9 protein-coding genes are annotated in these 11,604 nt (G+C 62.0%); 6 read left to right on the plus strand and 3 right to left on the minus strand.

Features of this window, described 5'->3' with window-relative positions; all coding sequences use genetic code 11:
- From AC5JJ6_RS23260 to AC5JJ6_RS23270, 3 genes are all read right to left on the minus strand, one after another.
- Positions 1–682, minus strand: a 682-nt coding sequence (locus AC5JJ6_RS23260) for an ABC transporter permease (RefSeq protein ID WP_496044333.1), incomplete at its 3' end; no start/stop codon positions are given.
- Positions 683–695: 13 nt separating this feature from the next.
- The gene (locus AC5JJ6_RS23265; protein ID WP_496044334.1) at positions 696–1,736 is read right to left on the minus strand and encodes an ABC transporter permease; all 1,041 of its coding nucleotides are present in this window, start codon (positions 1,734–1,736) and stop codon (positions 696–698) included.
- 83 nt (positions 1,737–1,819) lie between these two features.
- Entirely contained in the window at positions 1,820–3,460 is a 1,641-nt protein-coding gene (locus AC5JJ6_RS23270) for an ABC transporter substrate-binding protein (protein WP_496044335.1), read from the minus strand.
- 464 nt (positions 3,461–3,924) lie between these two features.
- Here AC5JJ6_RS23270 and AC5JJ6_RS23275 point away from each other — a divergent pair, with 464 nt between their 5' ends.
- From AC5JJ6_RS23275 to AC5JJ6_RS23300, 6 genes are all read left to right on the plus strand, one after another.
- Positions 3,925–4,623 (plus strand): FadR/GntR family transcriptional regulator, encoded by a 699-nt coding sequence (locus AC5JJ6_RS23275; protein WP_496044336.1) that lies wholly within the window; start codon positions 3,925–3,927, stop codon positions 4,621–4,623.
- Positions 4,624–4,771: 148 nt separating this feature from the next.
- On the plus strand, positions 4,772–6,274 hold the full coding sequence (locus AC5JJ6_RS23280) for an ATPase domain-containing protein (RefSeq protein WP_496044337.1): 1,503 nt from the start codon (positions 4,772–4,774) through the stop codon (positions 6,272–6,274).
- Positions 6,271–8,688 carry a PAS domain-containing protein gene (locus AC5JJ6_RS23285; RefSeq protein WP_496044338.1) on the plus strand — a complete coding sequence of 806 codons (2,418 nt, stop codon included), beginning with the start codon at positions 6,271–6,273 and terminating at the stop codon, positions 8,686–8,688. Before AC5JJ6_RS23280 ends, AC5JJ6_RS23285 begins: the two co-directional genes overlap by 4 nt.
- A 117-nt stretch (positions 8,689–8,805) precedes the next feature.
- Positions 8,806–9,756 (plus strand): calcium-binding protein, encoded by a 951-nt coding sequence (locus AC5JJ6_RS23290; protein WP_496044339.1) that lies wholly within the window; start codon positions 8,806–8,808, stop codon positions 9,754–9,756.
- A 148-nt stretch (positions 9,757–9,904) separates the two neighbouring features.
- Positions 9,905–11,245 carry a right-handed parallel beta-helix repeat-containing protein gene (locus tag AC5JJ6_RS23295; protein ID WP_496044340.1) on the plus strand — a complete coding sequence of 447 codons (1,341 nt, stop codon included), beginning with the start codon at positions 9,905–9,907 and terminating at the stop codon, positions 11,243–11,245.
- 142 nt (positions 11,246–11,387) lie between these two features.
- The coding region (locus AC5JJ6_RS23300) for a calcium-binding protein (RefSeq protein WP_496044341.1) at positions 11,388–11,604 on the plus strand (217 nt) is incomplete at its 3' end.

Consider the following 11,604-nt stretch of genomic DNA (forward strand, 5'->3'; position numbering starts at 1 on the left):
GCGTCGGCATCCGGACGCCGGCGCCGATGAAGGACAGCCCGGCGGTCAGCAGGATCGCCATGCCGATGCTGATGGAGACCTGCACGATGGCCGGGGTCAGCGCGTTCGGCAGGATGTGGCGGAACATGATCGATGCGTCGGTGGCGCCGCTGCATCGGGCAGCGCTGATGAAGGGCCGTTCCCGAAGCGACAGCACCTCCGCCCGGATCAGCCGTGCGAACATCGGGGTGAACAGCACGGCGAGCACGATGGCGACGTTCCAGATCTCCTGTCCCATCACCGAGACCAGCGCCATGCCGAGCACGAAGACCGGAAAGGACTGGATGAAATCGAACAGCCGCATGATCAGCGAACTGACGAAGCCCCGGTAGTAGCCGATCAGCAGCCCGACCGGCACGCCCAGGACGAAGGCGAGCGCCACCGCCGAGATGCTGATGAGAAGGTTGATCCGCGTCGCGTAGATGATCCGGGAATAGATATCCATCCCGGAAACGTCCGTGCCGAGCCAGTGCTCCAGCGAGGGCGGCTGGAGCGAACTGATCGGGTCCGCTTCCGTCGGCGAATGGGTCGAGAGCACCGGTGCGAAGACGATGGCGACGATCTGCAAGGCGAGCAAGATGACGCCGATCAGGGCGGCCGGATGGCGGCGGATATGGGTGAAGAGGCTGCGCAGGCTTTTCATGCTGGGTTCCTCCTCACACCTTGATCCGCGGATCGGCCAGTTCGTACAGGATGTCCACGATCAGGTAGACGATCAGGATGAAGCCGGCTGCCACAAGCACGAAGCCTTGAAGGGCAGGGTAATCGCTGTTGATCACGGCCTGCACCGCGTACTGCCCAAGGCCGCCCCAGGCAAAGATGGTTTCCACCAGGACGGCGGCGCCGAGCAGGAAACCGAAGAGGAAACCGACCAGGGTGATGATCGGCGGCAGGCTGTTGCGCAGCGCGCTCCGGATGATGGCGCGTCCCGGCAGACCGCTGGCCCGCTGGTGACGGATGAAATCGCTGCGGTAGATGTCCTCGAAAGTGGTCTTGGTCATCTTCATCAGCGCCCCCGCGTTGACGATCGCCAGCGTCAGGACCGGCAGCAGCAGGCGGCCCGCGGAGGACTGGAAGGCCGCCCAATCGCCGGCGATAAGGCTGTCGATGGTGTAGAAGCCGGTTACGGCGGGCGGCGCCGTGACGAAGGCGTCGATCCGTCCGAACGGGGCCGGAACGATGCCTGCGATATAGAAGAGGAAGAAGATCAGCAGCAGTCCGACCCAGAAATCCGGGATGGCGCCCGCTGCAAGTCCGTAGATACGGCTGAAGTTATCGACGATCCCGCCTTTCCGCACGACCGAGACGACGGCGAGCGTTACGCCGACGATCACCGTCAGGACCATCGCATAGGTGATGAGTTCGAGCGTTGCCGGTGCCCGCTCCATCAGGTCCACCGTGACCGGATTGGACGTGAACAGCGAAACGCCGAGATCGCCTTGCAGGACGTTGCCGACATAGGCCACGAACTGCTCCCAGACGGTCCGGTCCAGACCCAGCTTTTCACGAAGGGCCGCAATGCTTTCGGGCGTCGCCGTGTTCCCCAGCATCAGGAGCGTAGGGTCGCCTGGAAGGAGCCGGACCAGCAGGAACGTTACCAGCATCACGCCGAACATCTGGGGCACGATCAAGGGCAATCGCGTGATGACGATACGGAGTGGTCGCGGCAACCCGCGCCAGAAACTCTGAAGAGTCATGAATCATCACATTCAAGAGCGGGACAATCAAGCTCCGCAGACCGGCCGGAGCGAAGCGGCATCCGGCCTGCGGAGCACTGGCATCAGTTCTTGGACCAGTCGAACCAGGCGTTGCCGTTGGGCGTGTACCAGGAATAACCCTTCAGGTTGGCTCGCGTCGCGACCTGATAGCCGGGGTTCGCCAGGAATACCCAGGGGGCGGATTCGACCGTGATCTGCTGAACCCGCTTCATGCCTTCCAGCCGCTTGGGCTCGTCGGTGCTGGTCAGGGCTTCATTGATCAGCTTGTCCACTTCGTCGCTCTTAAAGTGCGAGTAATTGATCAGCGAGGCGCTGTTGAGCCAGAGATTCGCGACATAGGCGGCATCGGGAACGATCGCCATGTCACGGAAGAAATACATGGGGATGGTGCCCTTGCTGTAGCGCTCGACCAGGGTCGAGGCGGGCAGCTTGGACAGGGTGACGTCGACGCCCGCCTTGGCGAAAGCGGACTTCAGGATGACGGCGATCTCTTCCTCGATCTGGTCGCCGGTGCGGTATCCGATCTCGGTCTTGAAGCCGTTGGGCAATCCCGCTTCCGCGAGCAGCGCCTTCGCCTTTTCGACATCGGTGTTGAACGTGAAATACTCGTCCGTGAAGCCGGGATAGATTTCCGAGATCGGGCTTTTCGTCGGGCGCGCCGTGTTGAAGTAGACGGCCTTCAGGATATCGTCGCGCGGGACCAGATAGTTCAGCGCCTTCCGGACGTTCACGTTGTCGAACGGCGGCGTCGAATTGTTCATCTCGACGCGGTGGATATAGTTGCCGAAGACCTTCTGGACCTTGACGGCAGGCGACTTCTCGAGCAGCGCCAACTCGCGCGGCAGCAGGTATTCGGCGACGTCGACCGAACCGGCCTGCAAAGCCGCGACCCGGTTGGCCGAAGTCGGCATTTCGCGGAAGATGATGCGCTTCAGCTTGGGCGCTCCCCGGTAGTAATCGGGGTTCGCGTCATAGACCACTTCCTGACCGGGCGTGTACTTGCTCACCGAGTATGGACCGAAGGAAGCGCTGTTGGTCGCGAGCCAGCGCTGCGCCCAGGGATCGTCGGCGGTGACGTGTTTCTTGATCTCCACGGCGTCCAGGATGCCGAGATCGCTGTTGATCCACAGACGTTCGATCAGCGGCGAGGAGTTGGGAATGCTGACCTTGACGGTATAGTCGTCGATCTTTGAGAACGCATCCTGATAAGACGTGATCTTCAAGATCTGCGTCATATACCAGTGAAAGTTTGATTTCAGGTTCCAGCCGCGTTCGAACGACCACATTACGGCGTCGGCATTCAGCTCGTTTCCAGCCGAACTCTTGACGCCCTTGCGTAATTTGAAAGTAATCGACGTTTTTTCCGGCGAAACTTCCCAGCTCTCCGCCAAAGCCCCGACTATCTTGCTGAAGTCCTCATAGACTACGCCGTCTTCACCGGTTTTCGGTGCATAAGCCAGCAGTCGCTCATAGACGTTGCGGCGCAGTTCGTGGACAGCTTCGGTCGGCGGGTATTCCTGATCCAGGGATTCCGGCGTCCGCGGACCGGCGACGACCAGCGTCGATTTCGCATCCTGGGCGGCGGCCGGTGCCGCGGTCAGTGCTACGGCAGCGGTTATGACCAACGCTGACAAGGCCGTAGCGGGGAAACGACCGATATTAGAAGTAACCCGCGATACATCCTCGAAATTGAAAATTTTCATGAGGTTCTCCCCCTACTCGTCCGTGCCACGGCGGTCGCGGCTCAGTCAACGATCTCCCAGGAAGCGTGTCGGCTTTGAGGCTATGTCATACCGGTAAGACCACATAGCTTCATCATACAATAATTCATTACGCAAGTATTTTCTTCATATGCCGAAAGTTTCCGCAACTTGCTTAGTGAGAAAGCGCCCGAATACTATTTTTTAGGCGCGAACACTTCCCGCTGCTGGAAACGCCGTCGCTCCGACCGGTCAGACCACAATTTATCTCTGCCGCTTGTTGCCGTTGCCGGTCAGAACAGATGACAGACAAGCCGACGGCAGGATACCATCAACTTTGGCGGGTATGGCCTTAGGAACCGGCGATGAGCGGTGCCGGGGATTGAGTCCTGAATCGGATCGTCCATCCATGTTATGCCGTTCATCCCCATGCAGGATTGCGGATAATCATCAGACCCGGAGTGACCATGAACCCTCTCAACGGTGCGCGCGCGCCGGTTCCGCAAACCATCGTGTGGCGCATCCAGGAAATGATCGCATCGGGTGAGATCAAACCCGGTGAAAGGCTGCCGTCACAGCGCGATCTGGCCGTCATGTTCAACATCAGCCGCGCATCGCTGCGCGAGGCGCTCAGCGTGCTGGAAACGCTCGGATCGATCCGGATCGATCCCGGACGCGGCGCCGTCGTCTGCACGGAAGGCTCTTCCGGCGGCTGGCGCTTCGGCAGCCGCATCCCCAAGGAAGACGTGTTTCAGGTCCGCCTGCTGGTGGAAGGCTACACTGCCGGCCTCGCGGCACTCCGCATCACCGGACAGGAAATCGACGACCTGCGCCGGAGCATCGGGACGATGCAGCAATTCCTGGAGTCCGGACAACTCGAAGGGGTGGTGCAGGCCGATCTCAGTTTCCATACGACGATCGTATCGGCTGCCGGAAACCAGGCCTTCAAGGATATGTACGACAGTCTCTCGAACATGGTCCTGGAAAGCCACCGCGTCCCGCTGACGGCCCGCAACCGGCTGTTCGAACCGATCGCGGAGCATGAAAATATCGTCGAGGCGCTGGAACGGCACGACTCCGAAGGCGCGGTCTACTACATGAGGTTCCACCTCATCAGGGCGGCAGGCCGCAGCGGGATCGACGAGGCATTGTGCCGGTCCTGGTAACGTGATCCGGATCGCAGTCGGGAGGCGGGCAACCAGAAATGTAAGCACGGTTCGGCAACGGTTTATGTTCCCTTGCATTGATTGTGGTAGTTATTCAACTCAGTGCGACCGAACCTGAACTCGTGATGGCTGACGCCCGGAGACAAGCATGCTCAATAACTCCGACGCCATCCCCAAGGCGGCATTCGGCATTCCGGGCCTCGACGACGTCATTTCCGGGGGGCTGCAACGAGACAGCGTCTTCCTGCTGGAAGGATCGCCGGGCACCGGCAAGACGACCATGGCGCTCCGCTTCCTGCTGACCGGAGCCGAAGCCGGGGAAAGAGGCCTCTATATCACCCTGTCGGAGACGGAGCGGGAACTGCGCCAGGGTGCTTCGTCCCATGGCTGGACGCTGGACGACAGCATCGAGGTCTTCGAACTCGTGCCGCCGGAAAGCCTGCTCGATCCAGACCAGCAGCAGAGCCTGCTCTATTCCTCGGACCTGGAACTGGGCGAAACGACGCGGATGATCTTCGAGGCGGTGGAGCGCATCAAGCCAGCCAGGATCGTGCTGGACAGCCTTTCCGAGATCCGCCTGCTCGCCCAGGGGTCTCTCCGGTACCGCCGCCAGATCCTGGCTCTCAAGCACTTCTTCGCCAGGAACGCCGCTACGGTGCTCATGCTCGACGACCTTACGGCGGACACGACGGACAAGACGGTCCACAGCGTCGCCCATGGAGTGATCCGGCTGGAGGAACTGGCGCCGGATTACGGTGCCGAACGCCGCCGACTGCGCGTCATCAAATACCGGGGACAGGCGTTCCGGGGCGGCTTTCACGACTTTACGATCACCAAAGGCGGGGTACAGGTCTTCCCCCGGCTGGTGGCATCGGAGCACAGGACGGGGTTCAGCCGGACCCTGCTGGAAAGCGGCATCAAGGAACTCGACCTGCTGCTGGGCGGCGGGTTCGAACGCGGATCGAGCGCCTTGATCCTCGCTCCGGCCGGCACGGGAAAATCTCTGCTCGTGCAGCAGTTCGTCGTTCAGGCGGCCATGCGCGGAGAACGCGCGGCGCTTTTCGTCTTCGACGAGGAACTGGGCCTGCTGTTCAGCCGGGCAAGGCAGATGGGTATCGATCTGGAAGGGCTGCTCGACGCGGGCAGCATCTTCATCGAACAGGTGGATGCGGCAGAGATGTCCCCCGGCGAGTTCGCCCACAAGGTGCGCAGGCTGGTCGACGAAAAGGGCGTCCGGACCGTCGTGATCGACAGCCTCAACGGCTATCAGGAAGCCATGCCGGAGGAAAAGTTCCTGATCCTCCATATCCACGAACTGCTGCAATACCTCAACCGGCAGAGCGTCAATACTTACCTGACCGTCGCCCAGCATGGGCTGGTCGGCGATATGAAATCGCCGGTCGACGTTACGTATCTGGCGGATACCGTCATATTGCTGCGCTATTTCGAGGCGCTGGGGCGTGTCCGCCGCGCCATCTCGGTCATCAAGAAGCGCGCTGGCGCCCATGAGGACACGATCCGTGAGTTCCGTATCTCCGACCGGGGCATCCAGATCGGCAGGCCCCTTCAGCAGTTCCAGGGGGTGCTTCGCGGCGTGCCTACCTTTATCGGCACCGACGACGAAAAGATGCTCATGGACGATCTCAATTGAGTGAAACTCACCCGCCCCGGTCCGAGCGGGTCGTGATCTTCGCGTCGATGGGGCGCGACGCCGTCGTGGCGCGCTCCATCCTGACGGAAGCCGGGATCGAGGGCGAGATCTGCCGGGATCTGCCGGCTCTGACGCGTGCCATAGCCGACGGCGCCGGAGCCGCCCTGGTGACGGACGAGGCCGTCCGCCACGGTGATCTCCAGTCGCTGGTGACCTGGCTCGACGACCAGCCTGCCTGGTCCGATTTTCCATTCGTTCTGCTGACCGTCCGGGGCGGAGGAACCGAGCGCAACCCAGCCGCCCAGCGGCTGGCAGGCCTGCTGGGGAACGTCACGTTCCTGGAACGCCCCTTCCACCCCATGACCCTGATCAGCACCGTGTCCACCGCTCTTCGCGGACGGCGCCGGCAGTACGAGGCCAGGGCGCGAATGGAAGAGGTCCGCGAAGGTGAGGACCGGCTGCGGCTGGCGCTTCAAGCCGGCCGCCTGGGCTCATGGGAACTCGACCTCGATACCATGACGCTGACGTCGTCGGAGCGGTGCAAGGCCAATTTCGGCCTGTCGCCCGATACGCCGCTGAGCTATGCCGAAATGCTGGAGCAGGTCCATCCAGCCGACCGGACGCGCATCCAGGACTCGGTGGCCCATGCGGTTTCGACCGGCGCCGATTATGCCGCCGAAAACCGGGTGATATGGCCTGACGGCACCATCCACTGGGTCGAACTCATGGCGCGTGTCGTATTCGGCCGCGACGGGTGCGCTCACCGCATGGTCGGGGTCTCGCTGGACATCACCGACCGGAAGGCTGCGGATGCCGAGCGCGACCGGGTGAACGAACTTCTCGAACAACGGGTGGCGGAACGGACCACCGACGTCGAGCGGCTTTCCCTGGAGCGCCAGCGGCTGGTCTCCACCGTCGAAGCCTCGTCGGATTTCGTCGGCGTGGCGGCGCTGGACGGTTCCCTGCTCTATATCAACCGGGCGGGCCGCCACATGGTCGGGTTGACGGATCGGGACAGCGTCGCCGATACCGCCATCCTGGACTATCTGCTTCCCCAGGATCGCGCCCGATTCGCCGACGAGATCATGCCGGCTGCGATGCAGGACGGACGATGGGCCGGAGAGTTCAAGTTCCGGCACCTCGACACCGGCAAGCCCATCGACGTCCATCTCGACTTCTTCCTGATCCGCGATCCGGTCACCGGGCAGCCGGTCAACTTCGCCACCGTGACGCGTGACTTGAGGGAGGCAAGACGCGTCGAGGAGCAGTTGCGCCAATCGCAGAAGATGGAAGCGATCGGCCAGCTTACCGGCGGCGTCGCCCATGACTTCAACAACCTGCTGATGGCGGTGGTCGGCAATCTGGACCTGCTGCGCCGGCACATGCCGCCAACTCCCAAGCTTCTGCGCTTTATCGACGGAGCGATGCAAGGTGCCCAGCGTGGCGCCGCCCTCACCCAGCGGCTCCTGGCCTTTGCGCGGCGGCAGGACCTTCAGCCGCAGCCGGTCGATGTCGTCGAACTCGTCCACGGCATGACCGACCTGCTGACACGCTCGATCGGTCCCATGATCGAGTTGCACCTGGAGGCAGCTCCGCGAATGCCCCCGGCGCAAGTCGATCCGAACCAGTTGGAGCTTGCCCTGCTCAATCTGGCCGTAAACGCCAGGGATGCGATGCCGGACGGCGGCAAGCTTACGATCGCTCTCGATCATTCGGACGAGAGAAGATTCCTGCATGGCGAGGTCATGCCGGGAACCTACGTCGTTCTCCGGGTGAGCGACACCGGGGCCGGCATGGACGACGCCACCTTGTCCCGCGCCATGGAGCCGTTCTTCTCGACCAAGGGGATCGGCAAGGGCACCGGTCTCGGGCTCGCCATGGTCCACGGGCTGGCAATCCAGTCCAACGGCACGCTCCGGCTGCGCAGTTCGCCAGGGGAGGGCACCACGGCCGAGATCTGGCTCCCGACCTCCACGCTCCCGGTCCGGCAAGCGGAGCCGCAGGCCACACCGGAGGCGGAGGCCGGGCCGGCAACCATTCTGGTGGTCGACGACGATGCGCTGATCTCGATGAGCACCACCGCGATGCTGGAGGATCTCGGCCATATCGCGCTGGAAGCAAGCTCCGGTGCCAAGGCGCTGAAGATCCTGTCGGACGGAACCCGAATCGACCTGGTCCTGACCGATTACGCCATGCCGGGAATGACCGGCGCCGATCTCGCTCTCCGGATCCGGAAAAGCCATCCAGGAATGCCGGTACTTCTCGCGACCGGCTATGCAGACCTGCCGGATGGGCTCAGCATCGACCTTCCCCGGTTGGGAAAACCTTATACACAACGGCAATTGGCCGTACAGATCGCCAAGCTCCTGCACCATTTGGAAGAGGAAGGCAGTCGATCCACACCTTCCGGTTAGGCCGATCACGGTAATTGAAAATATTGGTAAATAGATCTTAACTATCATTGCCCAGACTGAAGCGATTATCTCAAGTTAGTCCGCGTCGATTCTTGAACCCGATTTTTGGAGAGAAGATTGGCGACGATCAGAGCCACCAGCAGTGCCGCGACCATGGGAACGGCCGACAGCGACACCATGTACGGTCATGAAGGGGCCGATACGCTTTACGGCCGTGCCGGCGCCGATACGATTTGGGGCGGCGACGGTGCCGACAGGCTCTATGGCGACTCCGGAACGGACAAGCTGTACGGAGAGGCGGGCGACGACATCCTGATGGGCGGCACCGGCGTTTCGTACCTGTATGGCGGGGAAGGAAACGACACTCTCCAGTACAACCCGTTCACCGGCAACTTCCCCGCCGGGGTCCCGCTGGCGGACAGTGTCCTGGATGGCGGAAACGGGCGCGATTCCCTGCATATCTACAACAACGCGACGTTCGCCGCGGAGGGAACGGCCTCGGCGGCGGCAACCAGACTGATCGTCACGGGCCAGGGGGCGGGAAGCGTCGCGTTCCAGGACTCCGGGGGAGGTGCTTCGCACGATGCCGGCCGGTTCTCCGGGATCGAGAAGATCACTGTGACCGGAGCAGGCCGGCTGGAGTTCTACGGCGGCCACGGCTTTTCCGACGGCATCGACGTGACGGGGACGACAGGGAACGACCTGTTCTACAGCGACACCGCCAGCGACATCATGCGCAGCGGGGGCGGGGACGATACCTTCATCCTGACGGGATACGGCGGCACCGACACCATCATCAGCGGCGCCTCGGACAACGACACATTCCGCTTCGATGTTTCCGGCGGCACCGATGCCAGGATCACCGGCTTCAACGGTGCAGGAACGCAGTCCGGCGACTGTCTTTACTTCGAAGACATGATGTACGGGCGAAGTCTGACGGCCAGCGTCGTGGAAACTGCGGGGCGGACCTGCTTCACCATTCAGGCCGATGGTGCGGAATTCGGACCGACCGTAGTCACAGTGGACAAGATCGGCTTGGTTGAAGGCATCGATTACTTCCTGGCGTGATGTGACAACATCGTAGAATATGTAAGCTGTCGTTGTGGAGTATTTAGGCCGAAGCCGGTCCGACTGGTGTTTAACAAAATGATGCATTAATGCGCCACGGGACGCATTAAGACCACGCACCTCAGGTCACACGGTGCGGTGGTTATCTATGAAGTCGAAATTCTGCCTGACGTTGCTGGTTACGCTGGCGGCTTTTTCCGGAGCCGCCAGCGCGGCCGCTGATCCGGAATGGTTCAAAACGCCGGAACCGCAGGGAACGGGAAGCCGGAAAGTACAGGTTGCCAGCGGCCAGTCTCTCCAGGATGCCTTCAACAAGGCAAAGCCGGGCGATATCCTGGAAATCGGGGAAGGAGTGTACCGGGCGACGAACGGGGTGGCATTGCTCAACTCGGGCACCCCCGGTCAATGGATTACCGTCCGCGCCGCCTCGGGAGCCACTCCGACGATCGACCTGAACAACACGGGCTCGTTCCAGATCGCCGCTTCCAACGTCGTCGTCGAAGGGTTGGAGATCGTCAACGGCAAGGGCGACAATCTGCACATCTCGCCCTGGCAAGGCTCGATCCGCAACATCATCGTGCGGTCGATGAAGATCCACTCGCTCAGGACCGGATCGGGAGCGGCCATCAAGATAAACCGCAACAACCCGATCAACGCCGATGTCGAAAACGTCTATATCGAGGACTCGGACCTTCAGCAGCCGATCAACAATGCGGTCGTCGATGGCGTCGGCGTCAGGACGGCTGTCGTACGCAACAACTGGATACACGACCCGACGCAGGGAAATTCCGGCATCTTCTTCAAGGGCGGATCGGCAAGGGTGCTGATCGAGGACAACCTGATCAGCGGCATCCGCGGCAATTCGGCCCTTATGCTGGGCGGCAACACCGGCCCGCAATACTTCGACCCCGATCTTCCCAGTCAGGAAGGGACCGATCAGGTTGCCCGGAACAACATCATCGCCGACTACAACGACAGCGCCATCGAGGTCCGGGGCGTGGTGCGTGGGCTGATCTACAACAACACGATCGTCGGCGATTCACCCTATGCCGTTTTCCGCCTGACCTACGGAAACAACGCGGCCGGTGGCCAAAGCGGCAATCAGCAGATCGAGATCAGCGACAATCTGGTCGTCAACACGGCGTCCACCCCCTTGATGTATGCCTGGAACGATGGAAACGTCGGCAGCTTCAGCGTCGGACCGCAAATCTGGGCCGGACTGTTCAAGCAGTACGAGCGCAACGGCCTGCCTACCTTCCCGCAGTCATTCGACAAGGTGGTCAGCCGCTACGATGTCGCCAAGGTCGTGCGGAATCCCAGTGACGACGGTCTGAACGGCCTTGCAGACGCCAGGCAGCGCTACGCCCCGGTGACCGGCAGCCCGGCCCTCAAGTCCGGCAGCGGCGTTACCGGCACCCTGCTGGACTCATTAGGCAAGGCGCGTTCTGCCTCCGCCCCATCGATCGGCGCGATCGAGCAGCCGGAGTGATCTCGGCACGATGATGCTGCAAAAGCTCCGTAGGTGCCGACGTCGTTCCTGATCCAGGTTAATGACGCAGCGCCGGCGCGGCGTTCCCCTTTCAGCCAGATCACGCCCCAAGGCGATGACGGCAACAAGGGGGAAACGCCCGATGGCGACCATCTTCGGCACGGATGCACGCGACAGCTTGATCGGAACCTCGTCCGCCGACTGGATCGACAGTCTTGGCGACAATGACCGGATCTGGGGACGTGCCGGCGACGACCGGATATTCGGCGGTAAAGGACATGACGGTCTGCGCGGGGAAGCCGGCGACGACTGGATACGGGGCAACGACGGTATCGATTACCTCTCCGGCGGCACCGGCC

It is taken from the genome of Skermanella sp. (genome assembly GCF_059503625.1).

Excerpts from the sequence above, each read along its gene's own strand:
- AC5JJ6_RS23265 (WP_496044334.1), bottom strand. The coding sequence starts at position 1,736 with ATGACTCTTCAGAGTTTCTGGCGCGGGTTGCCGCGACCACTCCGTATC.
- AC5JJ6_RS23270 (WP_496044335.1), bottom strand. The coding sequence starts at position 3,460 with ATGAAAATTTTCAATTTCGAGGATGTATCGCGGGTTACTTCTAATATC.
- AC5JJ6_RS23275 (WP_496044336.1), top strand. The coding sequence starts at position 3,925 with ATGAACCCTCTCAACGGTGCGCGCGCGCCGGTTCCGCAAACCATCGTG.
- AC5JJ6_RS23280 (WP_496044337.1), top strand. The coding sequence starts at position 4,772 with ATGCTCAATAACTCCGACGCCATCCCCAAGGCGGCATTCGGCATTCCG.
- AC5JJ6_RS23295 (WP_496044340.1), top strand. The coding sequence starts at position 9,905 with ATGAAGTCGAAATTCTGCCTGACGTTGCTGGTTACGCTGGCGGCTTTT.